The organism is Nonomuraea sp. NPDC049486 (assembly GCF_040676925.1).
GTDB classification, from domain to species: domain Bacteria; phylum Actinomycetota; class Actinomycetes; order Streptosporangiales; family Streptosporangiaceae; genus Nonomuraea; species Nonomuraea ferruginea.
Window position 1 is genome coordinate 15,049 of the sequence record NZ_JBFAPV010000008.1, and the last position, 23,027, is coordinate 38,075.

General features: G+C 71.5%; 28 protein-coding genes. 11 read left to right on the forward strand and 17 right to left on the reverse strand.

The window, feature by feature from the left end:
• Positions 1–31: 31 nt before the first annotated feature.
• The gene (locus tag AB0K05_RS23075) at positions 32–739 is read left to right on the forward strand and encodes a hypothetical protein (protein WP_148029263.1); all 708 of its coding nucleotides are present in this window, start codon (positions 32–34) and stop codon (positions 737–739) included.
• Positions 736–1,281, forward strand: a complete 546-nt coding sequence (locus tag AB0K05_RS23080; RefSeq protein WP_148029262.1) for a DUF6529 family protein — start codon at positions 736–738, stop codon at positions 1,279–1,281. Before AB0K05_RS23075 ends, AB0K05_RS23080 begins: the two co-directional genes overlap by 4 nt.
• Here the strand turns inward: AB0K05_RS23080 and AB0K05_RS23085 are convergent.
• On the reverse strand, positions 1,278–2,219 hold the full coding sequence (locus AB0K05_RS23085) for a CoA ester lyase (protein ID WP_364231496.1): 942 nt from the start codon (positions 2,217–2,219) through the stop codon (positions 1,278–1,280). The two genes, AB0K05_RS23080 and AB0K05_RS23085, sit on opposite strands and share 4 nt — an antisense overlap.
• Before the next feature lie 42 nt (positions 2,220–2,261).
• Between AB0K05_RS23085 and AB0K05_RS23090 the strand changes: the two genes are divergently transcribed.
• The gene (locus tag AB0K05_RS23090) at positions 2,262–2,663 is read left to right on the forward strand and encodes a hypothetical protein (protein WP_364231499.1); all 402 of its coding nucleotides are present in this window, start codon (positions 2,262–2,264) and stop codon (positions 2,661–2,663) included.
• On the opposite strand, the gene AB0K05_RS23095 is transcribed toward AB0K05_RS23090, so the two are convergent.
• Positions 2,591–3,562 (reverse strand): EamA family transporter, encoded by a 972-nt coding sequence (locus AB0K05_RS23095; protein ID WP_364231502.1) that lies wholly within the window; start codon positions 3,560–3,562, stop codon positions 2,591–2,593. The two genes, AB0K05_RS23090 and AB0K05_RS23095, sit on opposite strands and share 73 nt — an antisense overlap.
• A gap of 96 nt (positions 3,563–3,658) precedes the next feature.
• On the opposite strand from AB0K05_RS23095, the gene AB0K05_RS23100 reads away from it, so the two are divergent.
• The 3 genes from AB0K05_RS23100 to AB0K05_RS23110 all read left to right on the forward strand — a co-directional run bounded on the left by AB0K05_RS23100 (position 3,659) and on the right by AB0K05_RS23110 (position 6,650).
• Complete coding sequence (locus AB0K05_RS23100; RefSeq protein ID WP_364231505.1) at positions 3,659–4,855, forward strand: CBS domain-containing protein; 1,197 nt, start codon at positions 3,659–3,661, stop codon at positions 4,853–4,855.
• 1 nt (position 4,856) lies between these two features.
• Positions 4,857–5,324, forward strand: coding sequence for a DUF1003 domain-containing protein (locus AB0K05_RS23105; protein ID WP_364231508.1), 468 nt, complete (start codon positions 4,857–4,859; stop codon positions 5,322–5,324).
• 186 nt (positions 5,325–5,510) lie between these two features.
• The gene (locus AB0K05_RS23110; protein ID WP_148029258.1) at positions 5,511–6,650 is read left to right on the forward strand and encodes an Mrp/NBP35 family ATP-binding protein; all 1,140 of its coding nucleotides are present in this window, start codon (positions 5,511–5,513) and stop codon (positions 6,648–6,650) included.
• An 18-nt stretch (positions 6,651–6,668) separates the two neighbouring features.
• On the opposite strand, the gene AB0K05_RS23115 is transcribed toward AB0K05_RS23110, so the two are convergent.
• The 4 genes from AB0K05_RS23115 to sigE form a co-directional block, all read right to left on the reverse strand.
• Positions 6,669–7,022 (reverse strand): sec-independent translocase, encoded by a 354-nt coding sequence (locus AB0K05_RS23115; RefSeq protein ID WP_148029257.1) that lies wholly within the window; start codon positions 7,020–7,022, stop codon positions 6,669–6,671.
• A 261-nt stretch (positions 7,023–7,283) separates the two neighbouring features.
• On the reverse strand, positions 7,284–9,008 hold the full coding sequence (locus tag AB0K05_RS23120) for a trypsin-like peptidase domain-containing protein (protein ID WP_364231511.1): 1,725 nt from the start codon (positions 9,006–9,008) through the stop codon (positions 7,284–7,286).
• A 165-nt stretch (positions 9,009–9,173) separates the two neighbouring features.
• Positions 9,174–9,698 (reverse strand): zf-HC2 domain-containing protein, encoded by a 525-nt coding sequence (locus AB0K05_RS23125; protein ID WP_148029255.1) that lies wholly within the window; start codon positions 9,696–9,698, stop codon positions 9,174–9,176.
• 1 nt (position 9,699) lies between these two features.
• Positions 9,700–10,356, reverse strand: coding sequence for an RNA polymerase sigma factor SigE (gene sigE / locus AB0K05_RS23130; RefSeq protein ID WP_148029254.1), 657 nt, complete (start codon positions 10,354–10,356; stop codon positions 9,700–9,702).
• Positions 10,357–10,517: 161 nt separating this feature from the next.
• Between sigE and AB0K05_RS23135 the strand changes: the two genes are divergently transcribed.
• A complete protein-coding gene (locus AB0K05_RS23135) occupies positions 10,518–11,156 on the forward strand; it encodes an O-methyltransferase (RefSeq protein ID WP_364231514.1) in 639 nt (212 codons plus the stop codon).
• Between the two features lie 6 nt (positions 11,157–11,162).
• On the opposite strand, the gene AB0K05_RS23140 is transcribed toward AB0K05_RS23135, so the two are convergent.
• On the reverse strand, positions 11,163–12,572 hold the full coding sequence (locus AB0K05_RS23140) for a leucyl aminopeptidase (protein ID WP_148029252.1): 1,410 nt from the start codon (positions 12,570–12,572) through the stop codon (positions 11,163–11,165).
• A gap of 76 nt (positions 12,573–12,648) precedes the next feature.
• Positions 12,649–12,816 (reverse strand): DUF3117 domain-containing protein, encoded by a 168-nt coding sequence (locus tag AB0K05_RS23145; RefSeq protein ID WP_020545024.1) that lies wholly within the window; start codon positions 12,814–12,816, stop codon positions 12,649–12,651.
• A 188-nt stretch (positions 12,817–13,004) separates the two neighbouring features.
• Between AB0K05_RS23145 and AB0K05_RS23150 the strand changes: the two genes are divergently transcribed.
• Together AB0K05_RS23150 and AB0K05_RS23155 are read left to right on the forward strand one after the other, a co-directional pair.
• Entirely contained in the window at positions 13,005–13,781 is a 777-nt protein-coding gene (locus tag AB0K05_RS23150; RefSeq protein WP_148029251.1) for a PaaX family transcriptional regulator C-terminal domain-containing protein, read from the forward strand.
• Positions 13,778–14,554: an enoyl-CoA hydratase-related protein gene (locus AB0K05_RS23155; RefSeq protein ID WP_148029250.1), complete on the forward strand. Its 777-nt coding sequence runs from the start codon at positions 13,778–13,780 to the stop codon at positions 14,552–14,554. Before AB0K05_RS23150 ends, AB0K05_RS23155 begins: the two co-directional genes overlap by 4 nt.
• A gap of 12 nt (positions 14,555–14,566) precedes the next feature.
• On the opposite strand, the gene AB0K05_RS23160 is transcribed toward AB0K05_RS23155, so the two are convergent.
• The 6 genes from AB0K05_RS23160 to AB0K05_RS23185 form a co-directional block, all read right to left on the reverse strand.
• Positions 14,567–15,115 (reverse strand): DNA-3-methyladenine glycosylase I, encoded by a 549-nt coding sequence (locus tag AB0K05_RS23160; protein WP_148029249.1) that lies wholly within the window; start codon positions 15,113–15,115, stop codon positions 14,567–14,569.
• Positions 15,112–15,897 carry a hypothetical protein gene (locus AB0K05_RS23165; RefSeq protein ID WP_364231519.1) on the reverse strand — a complete coding sequence of 262 codons (786 nt, stop codon included), beginning with the start codon at positions 15,895–15,897 and terminating at the stop codon, positions 15,112–15,114. Before AB0K05_RS23165 ends, AB0K05_RS23160 begins: the two co-directional genes overlap by 4 nt.
• A gap of 69 nt (positions 15,898–15,966) precedes the next feature.
• On the reverse strand, positions 15,967–16,551 hold the full coding sequence (locus AB0K05_RS23170; protein ID WP_219543993.1) for a TIGR00730 family Rossman fold protein: 585 nt from the start codon (positions 16,549–16,551) through the stop codon (positions 15,967–15,969).
• Positions 16,552–16,562: 11 nt separating this feature from the next.
• Positions 16,563–17,360 carry a TIGR00730 family Rossman fold protein gene (locus tag AB0K05_RS23175; protein ID WP_148029246.1) on the reverse strand — a complete coding sequence of 266 codons (798 nt, stop codon included), beginning with the start codon at positions 17,358–17,360 and terminating at the stop codon, positions 16,563–16,565.
• A gap of 221 nt (positions 17,361–17,581) precedes the next feature.
• The gene (gene dapE, locus AB0K05_RS23180; protein ID WP_148029245.1) at positions 17,582–18,649 is read right to left on the reverse strand and encodes a succinyl-diaminopimelate desuccinylase; all 1,068 of its coding nucleotides are present in this window, start codon (positions 18,647–18,649) and stop codon (positions 17,582–17,584) included.
• Positions 18,649–19,473, reverse strand: a complete 825-nt coding sequence (locus AB0K05_RS23185; protein WP_219543996.1) for a 2,3,4,5-tetrahydropyridine-2,6-dicarboxylate N-succinyltransferase — start codon at positions 19,471–19,473, stop codon at positions 18,649–18,651. Before AB0K05_RS23185 ends, dapE begins: the two co-directional genes overlap by 1 nt.
• On the opposite strand from AB0K05_RS23185, the gene AB0K05_RS23190 reads away from it, so the two are divergent.
• Positions 19,472–20,380 carry a hypothetical protein gene (locus AB0K05_RS23190; RefSeq protein WP_271276307.1) on the forward strand — a complete coding sequence of 303 codons (909 nt, stop codon included), beginning with the start codon at positions 19,472–19,474 and terminating at the stop codon, positions 20,378–20,380. The genes AB0K05_RS23185 and AB0K05_RS23190 overlap by 2 nt on opposite strands.
• Here AB0K05_RS23190 and AB0K05_RS23195 read toward each other — a convergent pair whose 3' ends face one another.
• The 3 genes from AB0K05_RS23195 to fdxA all read right to left on the reverse strand — a co-directional run bounded on the left by AB0K05_RS23195 (position 20,381) and on the right by fdxA (position 22,678).
• Complete coding sequence (locus tag AB0K05_RS23195) at positions 20,381–21,049, reverse strand: DUF4178 domain-containing protein (protein ID WP_148029243.1); 669 nt, start codon at positions 21,047–21,049, stop codon at positions 20,381–20,383. It abuts the gene before it with no gap.
• Positions 21,050–21,168: 119 nt separating this feature from the next.
• Positions 21,169–22,239: a succinyldiaminopimelate transaminase gene (gene dapC / locus AB0K05_RS23200; RefSeq protein ID WP_219543997.1), complete on the reverse strand. Its 1,071-nt coding sequence runs from the start codon at positions 22,237–22,239 to the stop codon at positions 21,169–21,171.
• A 118-nt stretch (positions 22,240–22,357) separates the two neighbouring features.
• Positions 22,358–22,678 carry a ferredoxin gene (gene fdxA, locus AB0K05_RS23205; RefSeq protein ID WP_148029241.1) on the reverse strand — a complete coding sequence of 107 codons (321 nt, stop codon included), beginning with the start codon at positions 22,676–22,678 and terminating at the stop codon, positions 22,358–22,360.
• A 105-nt stretch (positions 22,679–22,783) separates the two neighbouring features.
• Here fdxA and AB0K05_RS23210 point away from each other — a divergent pair, with 105 nt between their 5' ends.
• Positions 22,784–23,014 carry a hypothetical protein gene (locus tag AB0K05_RS23210; RefSeq protein WP_148029240.1) on the forward strand — a complete coding sequence of 77 codons (231 nt, stop codon included), beginning with the start codon at positions 22,784–22,786 and terminating at the stop codon, positions 23,012–23,014.
• The last annotated feature ends 13 nt before the right edge of the window (positions 23,015–23,027 follow it).

The following is a 23,027-nucleotide window of genomic DNA, read 5'->3' on the forward strand; positions in this document are numbered from 1 at the left end:
GACGTACGCATGTCGACCCTGGGAGCAAGCCATGTCAAGGCTGGGACCTATCGTCACCCTGGCGGCGGGCGCGGTGCTCGCCGCGGGGCTGGGTGTCGCCAGCATCACCGCGGCGCCGGCGGCGGAGCAGGCCGTCGCCACCGCCGATGAGGCGACGCGATCACCGGAAACCGGCGAGGAGACGGCCGCGGCCGAGCCCTCGCCCAGTGAGACGCCGACGTTCGAGGAGCCGGAGCCGGTCGTGCCGGAGAAGGCCGACTACGCGGGCCGGGTGAAGGACAACGGCGGCCTCATCGCGATCTCGATCCGCGACGGCAAGGCCGTCGGATACTTCTGCGACGGCAAAACCGAGGCCTGGTTCAAGGGGAACGCGACCAGCGACCGGCTGACCCTGAAGGGCTCGGGGAAGGCCACGGTCAAGGCCGAGCTCGGTGACGGCGGGGCCGAGGGGCAGGTCGCCGTCGGCGGCAGGAAGTGGAGCTTCGTCGCCGGCACCGCCAAGAAGCCCTCAGGCCTGTACCGGGCCAGCGCCGTCGTCAGGGGCGCCCAGGTCCGCGCGGGCTGGATCGTGGTGAGGAACCCGTCGGGCGGCTACACGCAGGTCGGCGCCGCCTCCCAGGACGGCGAGCCGGTGGACATCCCGCGGCTCGACGGCGACGACCCGACCAGCCCCGTCTCCGTCAACGGGGCCACGGTCACCCCCGAGGACGTCGACGGCTTCATCGAGGAGATGTCATGACCGCCCTCCACCACCGCCCTGCCCGCGGCGCCGTCTCGCTGCTGGTGCCGCTGCTGGCCGGCGGCGTCCTCATGGTCGCGCTCGGCGTGTACGGGCGCGTGCACGCCCCCACCGGCTTCGCCGTCGGCGTCGCGGGCTTCTCGGCCGCGCTGCCGATGAAGGTCTGGCTGACCACGGCCTCGGCGGCGCTGGCCGTGGTGCAGGTCGTCTCGGCCCTGTCGATGTGGGGCAAGCTCGGGGTGGACATCCCCGCCGGGGTCCACCGGTGGTCGGGCAGGCTGGCGTTCCTGCTCACGATCCCGGTGGCCTTCCACTGCCTGTACGCGCTCGGCCTGCAGTACGACGTGCCGAGGGTGATGGTCCACTCGCTGCTCGGCTGCTTCTTCTACGGGGTGTTCACCACGAAGATGCTGGCCCTGCGCAAGGAGGACGCCCCCGGCTGGACCCTGCCGGTGATCGGCGGGCTGGTGTTCGCCGCGCTCGTCGGTCTCTGGCTGACCTCGTCGTTCTGGTTCTTCACCGCGGTCGGGCTGAAGGTCTAACCCTCCGGGCTGAAGCGCGTGGTGCGCTTCAGCCCGGCGGCCCGTCCCTTGGCCGCGACGACGAGCGCCATCTTCCTGGACGCCTCGTCGATCATCTCGTCGCCGAGCATGGCCGCGCCGCGCTTCTCGACCGTCGTGTAGTGCTCGTACGCGTCGAGGATGAGCTCCGCGCGGTCGTAGTCGTCCTGCGGCGGCGAGAACACCTCGTTGGCCGCGTCGACCTGCAGCGGGTGGAGCACCCACTTGCCGTCGTAGCCGAGCGCGGCCGAGCGGCGGGCGGCCCTGCGGAACCCGTCGACGTCCTTGATCTGCAGGTAGGGGCCGTCGATGACCTGGAGGTCATGCGTACGGGCGGCCATGAGCAGGCGCATGAGGATGTAGTGGTAGGCGTCGCCCTCCTCGTAACCGGGCGGCTGCTCGCCCACCACGAGGGTGCGCATGTTGATCGAGGCCATGAAGTCGGCCGGCCCGAAGACCAGCGTCTCCAGCCGTCCGGACGAGCCCGCGATGGCGTCGGCGTTCACCAGCCCGCGCGCGTTCTCGATCTGCGCCTCGATGCCGATCCTGCCGGGTGCGTAACCCATGGCCTTCTCGATCTGCGTGAGCAGGGTGTCGAGCCACACGACCTCGGTCGGGTCCTGCACCTTGGGCAGGATCAGGCAGTCGAGCCGGTCGCCGGCGCCCTCGACGACCTCGATCACGTCCTTGTACGCCCACTGCGTCGCCAGGTCGTTGACCCGCACCGCGACGGTCTTGCCGTCCCAGCCGCCCTCGCGCAGCGCGGCCACCACGTTGCGCCGCGCCTCCTCCTTGGCCAGCGGCGCGACCGCGTCCTCCAGGTCCAGGAACACCTCGTCGACGGGCAGGCCGCGGGCCTTCTCCACGAACCGGGGGTTGCTACCGGGCACGGCCAGGACGGATCTACGCGAACGCAACATGAGCCACACCGTAACGGCACCCGGGCCGGTTACATTCAAGCTGTGACCGACAACACCCTGGCAATCGAGGAGGGCGCCAAGAAGTCCGGCATCCTCTGGCTCGATCTCGACCGGCCGCGACTGGCCTGGCACGCGTGGCACGACGGCGCGATCTATCTGGTGACCGGCGGCGAGGAGCAGGAGCTGCCGGGGCTGACCAGCCGTGAGCGCGTACGGGTCACGCTGCGCAGCAAGGACAACGGGGCCCGGCTGGTGGAGTTCGACGCCGCCGTGGCGGTCGTCGATCAGGCGGCGGCGCCCGAGGTGGTGGCCGTGCTGGCCAAGGAGCGGCTCAACGCCCGCGACAGCGAGGGCCTGCCCGGGCGCTGGGCTCAGGAGTCGACGGTGCTGCGGCTCACGCCCACGTCCACGGGCGCGACCGGCTCGGCGAGCGCGGGCGCCTGACGGCTGACGGTCGCGGTCTGCGCGAGGAGCGCGCCCGTCAGCACGATGGCCCCGCCCAGGATCTGATACGCGCCGAGCGCCTGGCCGAGCAGCAGCCAGGCCACGACCGCGCCGGCGATGACCTCCAGCGAGGCGACGGTCGCGCCCACGGCCGCCGAGAGCCTGCGCACCGCGTTCACCCCGAGGATGTAGGCGACGACGGTGGCGGCCAGCACCATCCAGAGGTACGCGCCGAGCACCGGGAGCGTGGCGCCGCCGGCCGGCGCGACGGTCAGGGTGAAGGCGTCCCAGGGGATGTTCCAGGGCTGGGAGATGGGGGCGAGCACGACGGCGGCGCCGGTCATGCCCCAGGCGATCAGGCCGAGCGGGTCGACGTCGTCCCCGAAGCTATCGCTCATCAGGAAATATCCGGCGCAGCACGCCCCGGCCATCAGCGCCAGCACCAGCCCGATCACGTCCAGCCGGATGCCCTCCCAGGCCTCGACCACGATGGCCAGCCCGGCCACGGCCATGACCGCGCCGATATAGGCGGCCCTGGCCAGCCGGATCTTGCGCACGATCCGCACCCACGCCACCACCATCACCGGCGCCATGAACTCCAGCAGCAGGGCGATCCCCACGGGCAGCCGGGTGATGGCCGCGAAGTACAGTGACTGCACACCGGCGACGGCGACGATCGCGTACACCGCGAAGAACGGGAGCCGCGAGCGGGCGATCCGCAGCGCGGACGGCTTCACCACGGCCAGCACGGCGAGCAGCAGCAGCCCGGCGCCGGCCATCCGCACCCAGACCGCCTCCAGCGGCGCCAGGCCGGCCTCGTTGAGATACTTGGCCATGGGCCCGGAGAAGGCGAAGCAGAGCGAGGACGCGAACGCCATCGCGAGTCCCGCGTAGCGCACGCGAACCCCCGTGAGAAGTAATCACTGTTTAGCGGGTTTGATACTGACACGCCGGGGGTCCGCGGCGCAATGCCATAGCACTGTTAGCCTGCTGACGTGCAGATCTTTGTCGCCCGCCTGGCAGGCACGCCGGTCTTCGACCCGGCGGGCGACCAGATCGGGCGCATCAGAGACGTGGTGGTCGGGCTGCGCGGCACGCGCCCGCCCCGGGTGCACGGCATGGTGGTCGAGGTCCGCCCGCGCCGCCGGGTGTTCCTGCCCATCACCCGCGTACGGGGCATCCAGGCGGGCGCGGTGATCTTCACCGGCAGGCTCAACGTCCGCCGGTTCGAGCAGCGGCCCACCGAGACCCTGGTGATCGGCGAGATGCTCGACCTGACCGTGCGGGTCGACGGCGAGCCGATGACCGTCTACGACGTGGCCGTCGCCGAGGTCAAGCGGTCCGAGTGGCAGGTGACCCGGATCGCGGTCCACCGGGGCAGGCGGCGTGACGCGCGGGTGGTCGACTGGAGCGAGGTGTCGGGCTTCGACATCCTGCAGAAGGACCAGGGCGCCGCCGGGCTGATCGCCTCGTTCGAGTCGCTGCGCGCCGCCGACCTGGCCAGCGCGCTGCACGAGCTGTCCGGCAAGAGGCGCGAGGAGGTGGCCCGCGCGCTCGACGACAACCGGCTGGCCGACGTGCTGGAGGAGCTGCCGCCCGGCGACCAGGTCGGCATCCTGCGCACGCTCGAACCGGAGCGGGCCGCCGACGTGCTGGAGGAGATGGGCCCCGACGACGCCGCCGACCTGCTCCACGACCTGCCCCCGGAGCAGGCGGCCGCGCTGTTGGCGCTGATGGAGCCGGAGGAGGCCGCCCCGGTGCGGCGGCTGCTCACCTACCCGCACGACACCGCCGGCGGCCTGATGACCACCGATCCGGTCATCCTGCCCCCGACCAGCACGGTCGCCGAGGCGCTCGCGCACGTCCGGCAGAAGGAGCTGACTCCCTCGGTGGCGGCCCAGGTGTTCATCACCCGGCCGCCCAACGAGACCCCGACCGGCCGCTACCTCGGCATGAGCCACTTCCAGCGGCTGCTCCGCGACCCGCCCTCCACCCTCCTCGGCAGCGTCATCGACCCGTCGATCGACCCGATCAAACCGGACTTGCCGCTCCACGACGTGGCCGCCTACCTGGCCTTCTACAACCTCGTCGCGGCCCCGGTCGTCGACGAGCACGCCCGGCTCGTCGGCGCGGTGACCGTCGACGACGTCCTCGACCATCTGCTGCCCGAAGACTGGCGCGAGAGGCTCTGACGTGACCACCGAACGCCTGGACCAGCCCCGCGAACTGCGCCGCTCGCTGCGCCCGCACTACGACCCCGAGGTGTTCGGGCGGCTGGCGGAGCGCATCGCCCGCTTCCTCGGCACCGCGCGCTTCCTGGTCTACATGACCGTGTTCGTGGCGGTCTGGGTGAGCTGGAACGTCGCCGCCCCGGCCCGGTTCCAGTTCGACCCGTACCCGTTCATCTTCCTCACGCTCATGCTGTCGCTGCAGGCCTCGTACGCGGCCCCGCTGATCCTGCTCGCGCAGAACCGGCAGGACGACCGCGACCGCGTCCAGTACGAGCAGGACCGGGAGACGGGCGAGCGCAACCGCGCCGACGTCGAGTACCTCACCCGCGAGATCGCCGGGCTGCGGCTGGCGCTCGGCGAGGTGACGACCCGCGACTACCTGCGCTCCGAACTGCAGCGGCTGAGCGAGGAGCTCAAGGAGCGGCGCTGACGCCGTGGGAGCCAGGGAGTAACCTTGGAGGGCTGCCCGGAAAACCGACGGATCCGACTGGATTAACGGGACCGGCTTCCAGGTTCATACCATGGAGGGGCATCCTCAACTGGCGTCCAGCGCCTGTCACACATATACCGGCAAAGGAGGGACGGCACCCCCTCACCCGGGCGTGCCGAGACTTCGATGGCACCAACCCAGGACCAGGTGACGGCCGCCCTCGCCACCGTCATCGACCCCGAGATCCGCCGCCCGATCACCGACCTCGGCATGGTCAAGGGCGTCGACATCGCCGCAGACGGCAAGGTGCGCGTCGGCGTCTACCTCACGGTCGCCGGCTGCCCGATGAAGGACACCATCCGGCGCGACGTCACCGCCGCGGTCGCCAAGGTCGACGGCGTCAGCGCCGTCGAGCTCGAACTCGACGTGATGAGCCAGGAGCAGCGCAAGGAGCTGCAGACCAAGCTCCGCGGCGACCGGGGTCCCGAGAAGGAGATCCCGTTCAACAAGCCCGGCTCGCTGACCCGCGTCTTCGCGGTGGCCAGCGGCAAGGGCGGCGTCGGCAAGTCGTCCGTGACGGTCAACCTCGCCGCCGCCATGGCCGCGAGCGGGATGAAGGTCGGCATCGTCGACGCCGACATCTACGGCCACAGCGTCCCCCGCATGCTGGGCGCGGCCGAACGGCCCACCAAGGTCGAAGACATGATCATGCCGCCGATGGCCCATGACATCAAGGTCATCTCGGTCGGCATGTTCAAGCCCGAGGGCAACACCCCCGTCGTGTGGCGCGGGCCGATGCTCGACCGGGCGCTCCACCAGTTCCTCGCCGACGTCTACTGGGGCGACCTGGACGTCCTGCTGCTCGACCTGCCGCCCGGCACCGGCGACATCGCGATCTCGGTGGCCCAGCGGCTGCCCGGGGCCGAGATCCTGGTCGTCACCACCCCGCAGATGGCCGCCGCCGAGGTGGCCGAGCGGGCCGGCTCCATCGCGGCGCAGACCCACCAGCAGATCGCCGGCGTCATCGAGAACATGGCCTGGCTGCCCTGCCCCCACTGTGACGAGCGCATCGCCGTCTTCGGCGAGGGCGGCGGCCAGACGGTCGCCGACGCGCTGACCCGCATCCTCGGCGCGCGCGTGCCGCTGCTCGGCCAGGTCCCGATCGACCTGCGGCTGCGCGAGGGCGGCGACGAAGGCAAGCCGCTGGTGCTCACCGACCCCGACTCCCCCGCCGCGACGCAGCTCCGCTCGATCGCGGCCACGCTCGGCAAGCGCTCGTCGAGCCTCAAGGGCATGCAGCTCGGGCTCTCGCCCAACCGGGGCTGACCCCGCGACGGGCGTGGGTCAGGTCGCCTCGTTGTCGTACGGGGGGATCTCGCCCACGCCCAGCTCGCCGCCCACCGGGACGGTGTCGGCGGGCTCCAGCTCGGCCGCGGCCGGCTTCTTCCAGTCGTCCTCGTCGTCCTCCAGCAGATGCTTGCGGACGAAGTTGCGCGGATTGAGGTCGGCCGGGTCGAAATTGGAGAACTCGGGCCCCAGGCCGGCCCGCAGGTCGTCACGCGCGTTGTTGGCCATGCGGCGCAGGTTGCGCAGGGTCTTCCCGGCCTGGGAAGCCGCCTGTGGCAGCTTATCCGGGCCGAAGACCAGCAGCGCGATAATGATCAGCGCGCCGACTTCCAGCCAGCCAAGTCCGAACACCGTCAGCTCCAAGCAGTCAACCGCCCCGGGGACAACCCCGGCTATCCCACAGACTAAGGGCTCTAACGGGTAGCTCGGTCTCCTCCTCGCGGACGAATCCCGCCTCCGAAGAGGCTCCAGGACCTCCCCCGGCTTTTCAGCCGAGCGGGCCGGAGGCACGCGTCACGGCGCCTCACCCGAGGGGCCCCTTCGGGTTGCCCCCCGAGGCACGCGTCACGGCGCCACACCCGAGGGGGTTCCCTTCGGCGGGAGCGCGCGAGATCAGGACGGAGTGGGCGTGGGAGCGTCGGCGCTGACCACGAGGGTGGCCGTGCGTTCCTCGTTGTCGCGCTCGTACTTGATGTTGATCTTCGCGCCCGGCGCCTTGCTGCGGATCAGCGCGATGAGCTCGTTGCCGTCCTGGAGGCGCAGGCCGTCGACCTCAAGGATGATGTCGCCGGGCTTGAGCCCGGCCTTCTCCGCCGGGCCGCCCTCGTCGATCGGCGGGCGGCCGTTCTGGATGCCGGAGGCGATGCGTACGCCCTCGCCGCGGTATTCGGTGTCGAGCACGATGCCGATCTTGGGACGCTTGGCCTTGCCGGTGGTGATGAGCTCCTCGGCGACGCGGCGCGTCTGGTTGACCGGGATGGCGAAGCCGAGGCCGATGCTGCCGCTCTGGCTCGTCATGGACCGGCTGAGGGTGGCGATCGCCGAGTTGACGCCGACGACCTCGCCGCGGCCGTTGACGAGCGGGCCGCCCGAGTTGCCGGGGTTGATGGCGGCGTCGGTCTGGATGGCGCTGATGTACGCGGTCTCCTCGCCGCCCCCGCCGCTCTCGTCGCCGGCGATGACCGGCCGGTTGAGCGAGCTGACGATGCCGGTGGTGACGGTGCCGGTCAGGCCCAGCGGCGAGCCGATCGCGATGACGGGGTCGCCCACGACCACCTGGTCGGAGTTGCCGAGCGTGATCTCGGGAGTGCCGAACGTCTCCTCGGGCTTGAGCACCGCGAGGTCGGAGCCGGGGTCGCGGCCGACGATGCGGGCCGTCGTGGTCTTGCGGTTGTTGAACATGATCTTGATGTCGCCGCCGCCGGCGGCCAGGGCCACCACGTGGTTGTTCGTCACCACGTACCCGTTCTTGATCAGGAACCCGGAGCCGGAGGCGCCCTCGGTGTTGCTGCCGTTGCCGACCTCCAGCGAGACCACGCTGGGCAGCACCCGCGCGGCCACGCCGGCGACGGAGGTGGGGGCGCGGTCGACGTTGCCCGTGGGGATGGGGCCGAGGCTGTAGGAGGGGTCGGTGCTGCCGCTCGGGCGGGTCAGCAGGTAGGTGCCGACGCTGCCGAGCCCGGACGCGACCAGGGCGACGACCAGGGCCAGCACGAGCAGCATCGGGGTGCTGGGGCCGCGGCGGGGGGCCGCGACCCTGGTGGCGCCGGGCGGCGGCGCCCAGTTGGCGCCCATGGGCAGGGCGTTCGGCGGCGGTGGCGGGCCGCTCCCGCCGAACGGGCCCTCGCCGCTGGGGTTGGTGAAGGAGCCGGGGCGCTTCTCGCCGCTGCCGAAGAACGGCCACTCGCCGGTCGCGTACGCGTTCTCGCCGGCCGGACCACCGAAGCGCGGTCCTTCACCACCGGGATGCCCGAAGGACGAACCCTCGCCGCCGGGGTTGCCGAAGGACGGACGCTCGCCACCCGGATGGCCGAAGGACGGGCCTTCGCCGCCGGGGTGGCCGAAGACGCTCGGGTTGCCGAAGGACGGGCTCTCGCCGCTGGGGTGGCCGAAGGCGGGGGACGGGCCGGGGGGCTCGTACGCGCGGGTGTCGCCCGGGCGGGCCGGCTCGTCGTAGGGGTGGGAGGTGCCGAAGACGGAGGTCTCGCCGGCGTCGTCACCGCCGGGGGCGGGCGGCCGCCCGTCCTGCCGGTCTCCGGCGGGGAGGAACTCCGGCCGGCCCTGTGGCTCAGGGTGTCCCGACGGCGTGCGTCCTTCGGGGCGCGTCTCGTCGGTCATCTAATCCACCACTCCTTGCTCACGACACCGCAACCATGGTCTGTACGGCATACGGGTGCTGTAAAGCAATTGTCAGCCCGATTCTCCTGACATATCCCGATCTCAGATCGTATGCCCCTCACGCCATGGACTACGCCATCACGAGTATCCCAGCCGGGATCGGTCTCAAGGAGTGGCGGTGGACGGCGCGCCCGTGGGCGTCGGCTGCACGCGCTTGACGAGCTCGACCGGCGGGGTCTGGGTGTTCTGCCCGACGCCGGAGACGGCGAAGAACGTGCCGAGCGCCACGGCCGCCGACACGACGCTGACGGCGACGTACGTGCCGCGCCTAGTCGCGCGGCCAGGGCCCGAGGAGGCGCCACCAGTGCCGTTCCTTCGGGGCCGGTTGTCCAAAGGGGCGATGCTGTGCGGCCCCGGGATGGGCACCCCTCCGAACGTACGCGTAGGGAAAGGCCGCTCCCTGGGCGGCAGCGGACCGCCGGGCTCGGCCATGCGCAGCAGCGACATGGTGAGGTCCGCGGGCAGCGCGGGGGTCTCCAGCGAGCGCAGGCGGGACTTGAGCGCCCGCACCGACTCCACTTCTCTCCTGCAGTCGGCGCAGAACGTCAGGTGGGCCAGCGCGCGCTCTCGCTCGGCGTGATTGAGTTCGCCGTCGACGAGCGCGGATATGCGTTCTTCAAGGTGAGCCATGTCAGACTTCCTCCCCACGGGTTACGGTCGGGGGGAGTTGGGAATTACGGGGTGCCCGATGTTCGAGCGCCTCGCGCAACTGTGCCCGGCCACGGTGAATCCGGCTTCTGACCGTTCCCAGCTTGACGCCGAGCGTGGCCGCGATCTCTTCGTAGGACAATCCCTCGATGTCACACAGCACGATCGCCGCCCGGAACTCGGGTGCGAGCGCGTCGAGAGCGGCCTGGATGTCAGGCTCCAGGTGAGCGTCGTGCAGGGCCTGCGCCGGCGACGGCTCCCGGCCGCGAAGCCGCTCGGCCGCGTCGTCGGCCAGTCCCTCGAACCTGATGCGCTGCTTGCGCCGCGCCATGTCGAGGAACAGGTTGGTCGTGATCCGGTGCAGCCAGCCCTCGAACGTGCCGGGGGTGTAACTGGACAAAGATCGGAAGACCCGGACGAAGACCTCCTGGGTGAGATCCTCCGCGTCGTGGACGTTGCCGGTGAGACGGTACGCCAGCCGGTAGACACGCGCGGAGTGGGTCCGCACCACTTCCTCCCAGGTGGGAGGGGTCCATTCCGGTTCGGGGACCATGCCGGGGACATCGGACAACGGAGTATCGGCCTGGTGGTCACTTTCGTCCACCAGCACTCCTCTCTCTGGGACCACCGCTACCGTCATAGTGCCTGGTTTTGTCCCTTCGTGCGCACTCGCTGCCATCCGGACCGGCAAAGCCCGTTTAAACCTGCAACGCCTCGAGGCCCTCCTGAGTTCCCGTCCCGGCACTACTCCCCTAGGCTGCGATCGGTGACCAATCGCACGAAAGTGGGGGGAGGAGGCCGATGACCAGTCCGTTGGAGGCCACTCTGGCCTATGCGGAGCAGTTCCATCACGAGGATGAGATCCTGCACGCGGCGCGGCAGCGCGGGCTGGAGATGGGTGCCCCGCCCATCCTTCCCGGCGGCGGCGCGGCGCTCTGCTTCCTCGCCACCGCGATCAACGCCAAGTCGGTGGTCGAGGTCGGCACCGGCTGCGGCGTCTCGGGGCTGTGGCTGCTGCGGGGCATGCGCGCCGACGGCACGCTCACGAGCGTCGACGTCGAGCCCGAGCACCAGCGGCTCGCCCGGCAGGCGTTCGCGGAGGCGGGCTTCTCGGGCGGCCGGGTGCGGCTGATCACCGGACGGGCGCTCGACGTGCTGCCGCGGCTCTCCGACGGCGGCTACGACCTGGTCTTCGCCGACGCGGCCAAGCAGGAGTACGCCGACTATCTCTCCGAGGCGGTCCGCCTGCTCCGCGTCGGCGGCATCGTGGCCTTCGACAACGTGCTCTGGCACAACAGGGTGGCCGACCCCGCCCAGCGCGACCCCGACACCGTGTCGCTGCGCGAGCTGGGCAAGCTCGTGCAGGCCGATGACCGGCTGCGGTCGCTGCTCATACCGCTCGGCGACGGCCTGCTGGCCGCGGTCAAGGTCTCCGGCTGAGGCGCGTCACAGCCCGGACAGCCACTCCAGCAGCACGCGCACGCCGAACCCGGTGGCGCCCTTGGTCAGGAGCCCTTCGTCGACCGTGCTCCGCCCCACCCCGGCGATGTCGAGGTGGGCCCACGGCCGGTCGCCGGCGAACTCGCGCAGGAACAGCGCGGCCGTGATCGAACCGGCGCCGTAACGGGAGCCGATCTCGACGTTGGCCAGATCGGCTACCGGCGACTCCAGCGCCCCGGCGTAGTCGTCGATCAGCGGCAGCCGCCACAGCCGGTCGCCGCTGGCCTCCCCGGCCTCCAGCAGCCGCTTGGCCAGCTCGTCGTCGGAGGCGTAGAGGCCGCCGCGGTGGCGGCCGAGCGCGACGGTGACGGCGCCGGTGAGCGTGGCGACGTCGACGACCACGTCGGGGTCGAGCCGGGCGTCGGCGTAGGCGAGCGCGTCGGCCAGCACCAGGCGCCCCTCGGCGTCGGTGTTGAGCACCTCGACGGTGCGCCCGCCGTACGGTCTGATCACGTCGCCGGGGCGCTGGGCCGTGCCGGACGGCATGTTCTCGGCGGCGGCCACCAGGCCCGTCACCCGGATCGGGAGGCCGAGCCGGGCCAGCGCGCCCATCACGGCGATCACCACGGCGCCGCCGGCCATGTCGGTCTTCTGCGTCTTCATGTTCTCGGTGGGCTTGAGCGACAGCCCGCCCGAGTCGAAGGTGATGCCCTTGCCGACCAGCACCACGTGGCGCTCGGCGGGCTCGTCGGGAGTGTAGGAGAGCTGGATGAGCCGCGGCGGCCGGGCCGAGCCGCGGCCGACGGCCAGGAGGCCGCCGAACCCCTCGGCCTGGAGCTGCTCCTCGTCCCAGACGCGGATCGGGACGCCCTGCTCGGCGGCCCGCTCGGCCAGCCACGACGGGCCCTTGACCGACGACGGCATGTTGGCCAGGTCGCGGGCCAGCGCGACGGCCCGCGCCACGCTCTCGCCCCTGCGGACCTGCTCCTCGTCGGCGCCGACGAAGGTGATCGCGCCCACCGGCCGCTTCCCCGCCGAACCGATCTTGAACGAGTAGGCGGCCAGCAGCGCGGCCTCGGCGAAGGCCCGCGGGTCGCCCTCGGGCGTGACCACGGCCAGCGACTCCTTGCCGCGGGCGCGGCGGGTCAGCGTGGCCGCGGCCTTGCGCAGGGCTCGCGGAGAGCCGTCGCCCACCCCGTAGAGCAGGACGCGGCCGACGCCGTCGCCCCTGGCCACCGGGACCTCGACGACCTCGCCCGCTTCTCCCTCGGCCTCGTAGTGCGCGAGCAGCCCGGCGACCGGCACGTGCAGGTCGAGCCGGAGCGCCGGGGCGAGCGCGGAGTCGTAAGGGACGGCCAGCAGCGGGGCGTCGTCGGGAACCTGGGCGACCACCGAGGCAGCGGTCTCGATCGGCACGTTCTCTCCTCATACGTCGGCGACCCTGGCACGCGGGTGCACGCCAGGGCCGTGGGGTGAAGATCGGTCGGAAGCTCTAGCCGACGACGTTCTTCAATGCTTCGCCGAGAGCCTTGGCCTCGTCCGCGGAGATCTCCACGACGAGCCGTCCGCCCCCCTCCAGGGGGACCCGCATGACAATGCCGCGCCCTTCCTTGGTGACCTCGAGCGGACCATCGCCGGTCCGCGGCTTCATCGCCGCCATGCGTGCATCCCTTCCTGCCTTGGGCTCCCGCGGCCCGCGATCTCCGACCTCCGACCTCCCGAAACGGGTGGTCGGCGTATTCACGTCTTCTGTGATGTCCTATTCTCCCGCATCGAGAGCCCTCATGGGTAACGATCTCCTCCCAGAATGCGTTGTCGAGCGGGGCGAAGCCATCCAAACTGGACTTCGTGCACGCACGCGCCGCCCTGTTCGACCTGTATGGAGACCACCTGCGCTCTCGCGGTGGGCAGGCGTCCGTGGCCGCTCTCGTCCGATTGATGAAACCCCTGGAAATCGCCGCACCGGCCGTGCGTACAGCCGTTTCCCGCATGGTCAGGCAGGGCTGGCTGCGGCCGGTCCGGCTGCCGCGCGGGCCCGGCTACGGTCTCACCCCGAAGTGCGTCAGACGGCTGGATGAGGCGGCGCTGAGAATTTACCGAGCCGGAACCTTGAGCTGGAACAGCCGCTGGCACCTGATCGTGTTCCCGCCCGTCAAGGAACGGCCGCGCCGCGAGCGGATCAGGATCACGCTGGCCTTCCTCGGCTACGCGGCGCTTTCCGAGAGCACCTGGATCGGCCCGCGTTCCTCCGCCGAGCTGGACCACCTGCTGGAGAGCGAGGGAGTGCGGGCCGATAGGTTCGAGGCGGCACTGGAGGGAGACCCGCGCGAGCTGGTGGCGCGGGCCTGGGATCTGGACGCCATCGGCGAGGCCTACGAGCAGTGGCACGCCGAGGCCGACACACTGATCACCGCCCTGCCCGCCCAGGCCAGGCCCGACCTAGTCTTCGCGACAAGGAGCAAGCTCGTGCACGGATGGCGGAACTTCCTGTTCCGTGACCCCGGCCTGCCGCCCGAGCTGCTGCCCGCGGGCTGGCCGGGTGAGAAGGCCAGGGCGTTCTTCGAGCAGGAGGCAGCCCGGCTGCTGCCCGCAGCCGCCGCGTTCGTCGACAGGGAGTTGCATTGATCCGTTATGACGTGGCCGACGCCGTCGCCACCATCACGCTCGACCGGCCCGACGCGATGAACTCGCTGACGGCGGAGGTCAAGACCGCCTTGCTGGACGCGCTGCGGCGGGCGGCGGCCGACCCCGGCGTGCGCGCCGTCCTGCTCACCGGCTCGGGCCGGGCCTTCTGCGCGGGGCAGGACCTGCGCGAGCACGCCGCCAACCTGGAGGCCGGCCGCGGCCTGGACAACACGGTGCGCGAGCACTACAACCCGATCATCGAGCTGATCACCACGATGGACCAGCCGGTCGTCGCGGCGGTCAACGGGGTGGCCGCGGGCGCGGGCGCCGCCCTCGCCTTCGCCTGCGACCTGCGGATCGCCTCGGAGAAGGCCAAGTTCGCGCTGGCGTTCGCGGGCATCGGGCTGGCGCCCGACTCGGGCGCCTCGTGGACGCTGCAGCGCCTGGTCGGCCTGGGCCGGGCGACCGAGCTGATGCTGCTCGGCGAGCCCGTCACCGCCGCCCGCGCGCTGGAGCTCGGCATGGTCACCCGCGTGGTGCCCGCCGACGACGTGCTCAAGACCGCGCACGAGCTGGCCGTACGCCTCGCGCAGGGGCCGACGAAGGCCTACGGCGCCACCAAGCGGGCGCTGGCCCACGCCGCCGCGCGTCCGCTGCCCGAGGCTCTGGCGCTGGAGGCCGACCTGCAGGACGCGTGCGCGGCCACCGACGACCACCTGCGGGCCACGGCGTCGTTCCTGGCCAAGGAGCAGCCGGTCTTCCACGGCCGCTGACGGCGCGCGGGCTCAGGCCCGCGCCACGCAGCCCTTGATGTGATCGTTGACCAGCCCGATCGCCTGCATCAGCGCGTACGAGGTGGTCGGGCCGACGAACCTGAACCCGTGGCTCTTCAGCTCCTTGGCCAGCGCCTTGGACGCGGGGGTCACGGCGGGCACGTCGGCCATGGTCGCGGGCACCGGCGCGGACGGGTCGGCATATTTCCAGACCAGGTCGGACAGGCCGCCCGGCACCTCCATCGCCGCCCTGGCGTTGGCGACCGTGGCCTCGATCTTGGCCCGGTTGCGCACGATGCCCACGTCGGCGAGCAGCCGCCGCACGTCGTCCTCGGTGTACGCGGCCACCTTGGTGATGGCGAAGCCGTCGAAGGCGGCGCGGAAGTTCTCCCGCTTGCGCAGGATCGTCAGCCACGACAGGCCCGACTGGAACGCCTCCAGCGTCACCCGCTCGAAGACCCGGTCGTCGCCCCGCACCGGACGGCCCCACTCCTCGTCGTGGTAGGCGAGGTAGAGCGGGTCGGCCATGCCCGCCCACGAGCAGCGGATCACCTCGCTCACGCCCGCCCGTCCCCCTCCTTGCCGCCGTCCTCGTCGCGCGCTTTGTCGTCGCCGTCTTTGTCGCCGGAGACCCGCACCAGCTCGCCGACGTCGCCGGACCCCTCGGAAGACCGTCGCCGGTCGCCCCTCTCGGACCCCTCCGCCGCGCTCTGCGCCGTCTCGGACCGCTCCTGCTCGTCCCGCTCCACCGGACCCTGCTCGGCCTCGGACGGTTCAGACCCGTCCCGCTCCGCGGAACTCTCCCCGGTCTCAAGGTCTTCGGGCTCGTCGTGTTCGGATGATGCGGCGAGGTCCTGGCCGTCGGGACCCACCCAGGAGACCGGCTCGTGCTCGACGCCGGCCGGCGCCTCCAGCGCGGACGGGGGCACGTGGCCGTTGGACGGCGGGCTCTCGGCGGTCAGCGCGAGGGGCGAGGCGGGCGGCTCGTGCTCGGTGCGTGGCCCGTTGCCCGGCGCGGCGTAGACCTCCTGGCGGGCGTACAGCCTGCTCGACAGCAGCTCCGACACCCGCTGCTCCAGGATCGCGATCCTGGTGTCACGCGCGCTGATGGCGTTGGCCATCCGGCGCAGTGACTCGTCGACGCTCTGCGTGTGGTAACCGATGAGGTTGACCGGCAACTGCAACGCCAGGACGTCGACCGCCGCGAGATTGCCCGCCTCGGGAAGGTTGAGCGGCGGCACGTCCGGCGGGAACTCGGTCAGCTCACCGCCCTTGCCCAGGGACACCAGGACCACGCCGGCCAGGATGGCGAGCGCGGCGATGGCGAGGATGACCAGCAGCACATTGGCATCGTACTCATACCACCGGGGCACGAGTCCCGCACTTGCCCCACCCGGTGCGCAGCCGGACGCTCAGTCGACGGCCTCGCTCAGCTCCTCCACGCTCGGCCGGACGGGCTGCGCGCGGGCTTCGAGATGGGCCAGCGCCTCGTCGACCGTGGTGGTCCAGGAGATGGCGTCGAAGACGCCGGCGCGGGTGAACCCGGCGTCGTACATGCCGCTGACCAGGTCCCTGAGCGGCCGGTAGAGCCCCCAGGGATCGAGGATCACCAGGGGACGGTCGTGGATGCCGAGCACCCTGGCCGTCCAGATCTCGAACAGCTCCTCCAGCGTGCCGATGCCGCCGGGCAGCACCAGAAAGGCGTCGGACCTGGCGTCCATCTGGCCCTTGCGCTCGCGCATGTCGGCCGTGACGATCAGCTCGTCGGAATCCTCGTCGGCGATCTCGATCTCGACGAGGACCTGGGGGATGACGCCGATCGTGCGGCCGCCGGCGGCGCGGGCCGCCCTGGTGACCTCGCCCATGCAGGAGACGGTCGCGCCGCCGCTCACCAGGGTGTGGCCGCGCCGGGCCAGCTCACCCCCCACCTCGGCCGCCAGGCGGAGATACTTGTCGTCGATGTGCCGGCTTGAGGCGCAGAAGACGCAGATGTTCACGGAGAGCCAGCCTATTGCGGCTCGGCCACCTGCGCCCTGACGGACTCCTCCTCGTCCTCCCGCCGGCGCGACCGGTTCAGCTCGGAGTCGGTGATGATCCGCACCGCCTCGTCGACGTCGTCGGTGACCGTGATCAGGTCGAGGTCGTGGGGGGCGATCTTGCCGGTGCCGCACAGCTGGCTCTTGACCCAGTCGAGCAGCCCGCCCCAGAACTCCGAGCCCATCAGCACCACGGGGAAGCTGGTGACCTTGTGGGTCTGGACCAGGGTGAGCGCCTCGAACAGTTCGTCGAGCGTGCCGAACCCGCCGGGCAGCGCGATGAACCCGCACGAGTACTTCACGAACATGGTCTTGCGTACGAAGAAGTAGCGGAACTCGATGCCGAGGTCCACGTAGTCGTTCATACGCTGCTCGAACGGCAGCTCGATGCCGAGCCCGACCGACACGCCGCCGTCGACCTCGGTGGCGCCCCGGTTGGCCGCCTCCATGACGCCGGGCCCGCCTCCGGTGATCACCGCGAAACCGGCCTGCGCCAGCGCCCTGCCGAGCTCCCGGCCCACCTTGTACTCCGTCGAGTCGGCGGGGGTCCTGGCCGAGCCGAACACGGTGACCGCGCGGGGGAGCTCGGCCAGCTGGCCGAAGCCCTCGACGAACTCCGCCTGGATCCGCAGCACGCGCCACGGGTCCTGGTGCACCCAGTCGGCGGGCCCCTGACGGGCCAGCAGCCTCTGGTCATGGGTCGACTCGGGCACCAGGTTGCCGCGCACCACCGCCTGGCCTTGCCGCCGTTCGCGGCGATTCGCTCTCATACGGACCACGCTATCCCTCAACAGTTCGCTGGATGTCCGGTATCTGCCTACCCTGCGGGGACGTGGCCGGGATGCCGCCAGGAAGGCCGCCGGAAGAATCTTGAAAAACTTCCCGGGAAACCTGGAACCAGATTTCGCGACCCCTGCGTCTAACCGGCGAGGGTGCTGCTCGGGACTGAAAGTGGCTCTCCCCGTCAAATGGCCGGCGAGGAGAGCCACTTTCACTGTTTCCGGCCCCCGGTGAGCCAGGCGCGCATCGCCCGCTCGCCCTCCACGATCTTCTCCAGCGTCACGTACTCGCCCTGCTGGTGTGCCAGATTGGGGTCGCCGGGGCCGTAGTTGACGGCCGGGACGCCCAGGTCGGAGAAGCGCGCCACGTCGGTCCAGCCCAGCTTGGCCCGCGGCGTGCCGCCGACGGCGGCGGTGAAGGCGGCGGCCACCGGGTGGGTCAGGCCAGGCCGCGCCCCGGGCGCCGCGTCCACGAACGCGACCTCGTACCCGTCGAACACCTCGCGCACGTGCGCCCGCGCCCGCTCGACCGTCAGGTCGGGGGCGAAGCGGTAGTTGACGGTGACCACGCACTCGTCGGGGATGACGTTGCCCGCCACGCCGCCGCGCACGCCGACCGCGTTCAGCCCTTCGTGGTACTCCAGCCCGTCGACCACCGGCCGCCGCGCCTCGTAGGCGTTCAGCCTGGCGAGCACCGGCTCGATGCCGTGGACGGCGTTGACCCCGAACCACGACCTGGCGCTGTGGGCGCGCTTGCCGGTGACCCGGATCTCGGCGCGCAGCGTGCCCTGGCAGCCGCCCTCGATGACCCCGTCGGTCGGCTCCATCAGCACGGCGAAGTCGGCCGCCAGCCAGCCGGGGTGCTCGCGGGCGACCCGGGTGAGCCCGTTGCGCGCGGCCTCGATCTCCTCGCAGTCGTAGAAGACGTACGTGACGTCGCGGACCGGGTCGGGCACCGTGGCCGCCAGCTTCAGCGCGACGGCCACCCCGGCCTTCATGTCGGAGGTGCCGCAGCCGTAGAGCAGGCCGTCCTCGACCCGGCTGGGCAGGTTGCCGGCGACGGGCACCGTGTCGAGGTGACCGGCGATCACCACCCGCTCGGCCCGGCCCAGCGTGGTGCGGGCCACGACGGTGTTGCCCGACCTGTCGACCTTCAGGTGCGGCAGCCCGGTCAGCGCCCGCTCGACCAGCCCGGCGAGGTGCTCCTCCGCGCCGCTCACGGACTCGATGTCGACGACGGCCGCCGTCAGCGTGCGGACGTCCTGCGTCAGGTCAAGCATCAGGTGTTCACTCCGTGTTCGCGCAGCACCTCGTTGAGCGCTGCCTTGTCGTGGCGCCGCCCCGGCTCCAGGCGCTTGAGCACCAGGACGCAGGGCAGCCCGAACGTCCCGCCGGGGTACTCCTTCTGGCGGGTGCCGCCCACCGCCACGCACCAGTCGGGGACGCGGCCGCGGGCCAGCTCCTCGCCGGTCTGGACGTCGACGACGGGCATGGACGCCGACAGGATCGTGCCGGCGCCGACGACGGCGCCGCGGCCCACCCGGGCGCCCTCCACGATCATCGCCCGGCTGCCGATCAGCGCGCCGTCCTCCACCACCACCGGCGCCGCGTTCGGCGGTTCCAGCACGCCGCCGATACCGACCCCGCCGGACAGGTGGACGTCGGCGCCGATCTGGGCGCACGAGCCGACCGTGGCCCAGGTGTCGACCATGGTGCCCGGCCCGACGTAGGCGCCGGTGTTGACGAACGACGGCATCAGCACCACGCCCGGCGCCAGATAGGCGCCCCAGCGGACGATCGCGCCCGGCACCACCCTGACCCCGTCGAAGGAGGTCTTCAGCGGCACCCTGTCGTGGTGGTGGAAGTCGCCCACCTGCGACCTGGCCATGCCGAGCACCTTGAACGCCAGCAGGATCGCCCGCCTGGCCCGCTCGTCCACGACCACCTCGTCACCCGACGGCCACGCCACCCGCGCCTGCCCCCGGTCGAGCAGGTCCACGGCGGCCACCACCGCGGCGCGAGCCTCCGCGTCGGCCGGTGACAGCTCGGCGCGCCGCGCCCACAACCGGTCGATCGCCGGTGACAGGGTGCTCACTTCGGTCATGGCCACGGAGCCTATCCCGCCGGGTAGGTTCTACAGCGTGCACCTGCGCTTCTCACGGGGAGTCATCACCATCGCGGCGATCGTGCTGATCCTCGCGGTGGGCATCTCGTTCGGCGTCTACCAGTTGCTCAAGCGGGCGCCCAAGCCCCTGGCCGTCCCCGAGGCCCACTGCGTCGTGCGCACCCCCGGCGGCGATCGGGAGATGGACATCGAGCAGGCCCGGATCGCGGCCACCATCGCGGCCGTGGCCGCCCGGCGCAAGCTGCCGGAGCGGGCCGTGGTGATCGCGTACGCGACGGCGCTGCAGGAGTCCAAGCTCTACAACCTCGACTACGGCGACCGCGACTCGGTCGGCGTGTTCCAGCAGCGCGAGTCGCAGGGGTGGGGCACCAAGAAGCAGATCATGGACCCCGTCTACGCGACCGAACGCTTCTTCGCCGCCCTGGTCAAGGTCAAGGGCTACCGCAAGATGCCGGTCGCGGAGGCCGCCCAGGAGGTGCAGCGCTCGGCGGCCGGCTACGCCTACGGCCCCCACCAGGAGGAGGCCGAGATCCTCGCGGCGGCGTTCACCGGGCGCGTCCCGCGCGCCGTCCACTGCTGGTATCCGCCGGAGACGGGCCAGGCCGGCGATGCGCAGGCGAGCGGCGGCAAGGCGGGCGCCGAGCAGGCCGCCGCGCCCCGGCCCAAGACGGCCCAGGCCCGCCGCCAGCTCAAGCGGGCGCTCGGCAGCACCACCGTCACCGGCAGCAAGCGCGGCTGGCTGATCGCCGCCTGGTCGGTGGCGCACGCGCAGAAGTACGGGCTGAGCCGGGTGGAGTACGCCGGCGCCCGCTGGTCCAACGACACGCGGGTGGAAGGCTGGGTCGACGGCAGCGCGTCCGGCAGCCGGAAGGTCGAGCTGGCCTGACTAGGAGGAGGCGCGGCTGATGATGCCGATCGAGCCGGGCGGCAGCGGCTGCGCGTACGCTGCCGTCCACGCCTGGCCCTGCACCCGCTCGAACGACAGCAGCCGCCCGTCGGTCGACCGGTAGTCGGCGAAGTCGAGCAGCCCCCTGTCGGGCTTGCTCGTGCTGCCCTCCGACCGGAAGGCGGCGGTGCCCCGCTCCAGCGGGTGGAACTCGACGTCATCCATGATCAGGCTGCTCCGCGCCGGGACCATGCCCTGGGTGGGCACGTCGGTCCAGAGCAGCACCTCCAGGTGCGGCGGCTGGTCGGGGGTCTGGCCCTTGCGCATCTCGACCGTCAGCCACTGGACGCGGCGGGCGCCGTCGCGCAGGCGGTACTCGACCCACTGCTGGCCCTGCCACGACACGTACAGGGCGCCGAGCACGCGCACCGGCGACCCGAGAACCTCGATCTTGTCGCCGACCCTGAGCGTGCGCGGGTCGGTGTAGTCGATGCCGGCATGCCCGGCCGCCGCGACCGGCGCAGGTAGCGGGGGCTCGGCGGGAGCGACCTCGACCGGCTGCTCGACCGCCGTGCGGTCCTTCCTGTCCTGGCGCAGGGTGGCCAGGAACGCCCCAAGCAGGAGGAGGACGGTGGCGATGCTCAGCCCGAGAACGACCATGGAGGTCATGCTCATCGTACGGCTCGCTCCACTCGCGGTTCGCCTCGGCGAACGCCCGGTATCTACTTGTGTTGCTGTCTATCCGGCTCGCCCCTTCCGACGACGGGAGGGGCGTTTGAGGGGCGATCCTACTGGAGGCGGCGCACCGCCGCATCGATGCGTTCGTCAGTGGCCGTGAGCGCGACCCGGATGTGCCGCCCACCTGCCGGTCCGTAGAACTCACCGGGCGCGACCAGAATGCCGGTTTCGGAAAGCTTGCCGACCTGATCCCAGCAGTTCCGGCCGTCGGACGCCCACAGATAGAGCCCGGCCTCGGAGTGGTCGACGCGCCAGCCGGCCCGTTCCAGCGCCGGCCGCAGCAGGGCGCGGCGCGCGGCGTAGCGCTCGCGCTGCTCGTCGGCGTGGCGGTCGTCGCCCAGCGCGGCGGTCATCGCCGCCTGCGCGGGCTCGGGCATCAGCATGCCGGCGTGCTTGCGGATCTCCAGCAGGCGCTTGATCAGCGCGGGGTCGCCGGTGACGAAACCGGTGCGGTATCCGGCCATGTTGGACCGCTTCGACAGCGAGTGGACGGCGAGCAGGCCCTCGTGGGACCCCTCGCACACGTCCGGGTGCAGGATCGACACCGGACGCTCCTCCCAGCCGAGCTCGATGTAGCACTCGTCGGAGGCGACGATCGCGCCGCGCTCGCGCGCCCAGGCCACCACCTTGCGGAGGTGCTCCACGGGGAGCACCTTGCCGGTCGGGTTGCCCGGCGAGTTGACCCAGACGAGGTCGGCCTGCTGCGGGCCGAGCGCGAGCAGCCCGTCGGCGGCCGTGCCCGCGGCCCCCGCCAGCCTGGCCCCCACGTCGTAGGTGGGATAGGCCAGCTCGGGGAAGACCACCCGCTTGGCGCCGAGATAGGTCGGCAGCCAGGCGACGAACTCCTTGGAGCCGATCACCGGCAGCACGTCGCGCTGGTCGACCCGTACGCCGTGCCTGCGCGCCAGCCAGCCCGCGGCCGCCTGCCGCAGCGCCTGGGTCCCGTGGGTGAAGGGGTAGCCGGGGCTGTCGGCCGCCCGGGACAGCGCTTCCTGGACGAGCCCCGGCACCGGGTCCACGGGAGTGCCGACCGAGAGGTCGACGATGCCGCCGGGGTGCGCGCGGGCGCGCTCCTTGTACGGCTCCAGCCGGTCCCAGGGGAAGTCAGGCAGCTTGTTCACGGTTCTCCAGGCTCATACGTACGGGCTGGGACCGCGCACCCGCACGGCGGGCACGCGGCGCGTGCGGCAACGGCCTGCCGCCCCGCCGTGTGAGCGGCCCGCGCGCGGGCCGCTCCGGTTACTCGCTCTGCGGCGGGAGCGCCGCCACGACCGGGTGGTCCTTCTCGATCTTGCCGACCTTGGACGCGCCACCGGGCGATCCGAGGTCCTCGAAGAAGTCCACGTTGGCCTTGTAGAAGTCCTTCCACTGCTCGGGAAGGTCGTCCTCGTAGAAAATCGCCTCGACCGGGCACACAGGCTCGCACGCTCCGCAGTCGACGCACTCGTCGGGGTGGATGTAAAGCATGCGCTCGCCCTCGTAGATGCAATCGACGGGGCACTCCTCGATGCACGCCTTGTCCAGGACGTCCACGCAAGGCTGCGCGATGACGTAGGTCACCTCGAGCTCCTTCTTCTCCGCACCATGGCATGACTCTGACCGCGGTTTGCTACGCCCTAGTATTGCCGTGCCTGCCAGGCGACTGAAACGGAGGGTGGCAAACTCGTGGCCGCTCGCCTCGTGATCACTATCTCAGCATCCGACGTCGGAGCGCGCGTCACCACGCGCAGGCGGGTCCCGGAAGGGTTCAGAGACGCCGTCGGCACGCTCGAATCGTGGGAGGGCGGAGTGCTGCGCGTCCGCAAGCGCGACGGCACTCTCGTGGAGATCCCGGAGGAGACGCTGGTCGCGGGCAGGGTGGTTCCGGCCGCGCCTCCTCGACCTGGACGGAAGTAACGGTAAGTATTCA

Coding starts and splice junctions, on each gene's coding strand:
- AB0K05_RS23075 (WP_148029263.1), top strand. CDS start 32: ATGTCAAGGCTGGGACCTATCGTCACCCTGGCGGCGGGCGCGGTGCTC.
- AB0K05_RS23080 (WP_148029262.1), top strand. CDS start 736: ATGACCGCCCTCCACCACCGCCCTGCCCGCGGCGCCGTCTCGCTGCTG.
- AB0K05_RS23085 (WP_364231496.1), bottom strand. CDS start 2,219: ATGTTGCGTTCGCGTAGATCCGTCCTGGCCGTGCCCGGTAGCAACCCC.
- AB0K05_RS23110 (WP_148029258.1), top strand. CDS start 5,511: ATGGCACCAACCCAGGACCAGGTGACGGCCGCCCTCGCCACCGTCATC.
- AB0K05_RS23120 (WP_364231511.1), bottom strand. CDS start 9,008: ATGACCGACGAGACGCGCCCCGAAGGACGCACGCCGTCGGGACACCCT.
- AB0K05_RS23125 (WP_148029255.1), bottom strand. CDS start 9,698: ATGGCTCACCTTGAAGAACGCATATCCGCGCTCGTCGACGGCGAACTC.
- sigE (WP_148029254.1), bottom strand. CDS start 10,356: ATGACGGTAGCGGTGGTCCCAGAGAGAGGAGTGCTGGTGGACGAAAGT.
- AB0K05_RS23135 (WP_364231514.1), top strand. CDS start 10,518: ATGACCAGTCCGTTGGAGGCCACTCTGGCCTATGCGGAGCAGTTCCAT.
- AB0K05_RS23145 (WP_020545024.1), bottom strand. CDS start 12,816: ATGGCGGCGATGAAGCCGCGGACCGGCGATGGTCCGCTCGAGGTCACC.
- AB0K05_RS23175 (WP_148029246.1), bottom strand. CDS start 17,360: ATGAGAGCGAATCGCCGCGAACGGCGGCAAGGCCAGGCGGTGGTGCGC.
- dapE (WP_148029245.1), bottom strand. CDS start 18,649: ATGCTTGACCTGACGCAGGACGTCCGCACGCTGACGGCGGCCGTCGTC.
- AB0K05_RS23190 (WP_271276307.1), top strand. CDS start 19,472: ATGGCCACGGAGCCTATCCCGCCGGGTAGGTTCTACAGCGTGCACCTG.
- AB0K05_RS23185 (WP_219543996.1), bottom strand. CDS start 19,473: ATGACCGAAGTGAGCACCCTGTCACCGGCGATCGACCGGTTGTGGGCG.
- AB0K05_RS23195 (WP_148029243.1), bottom strand. CDS start 21,049: ATGACCTCCATGGTCGTTCTCGGGCTGAGCATCGCCACCGTCCTCCTC.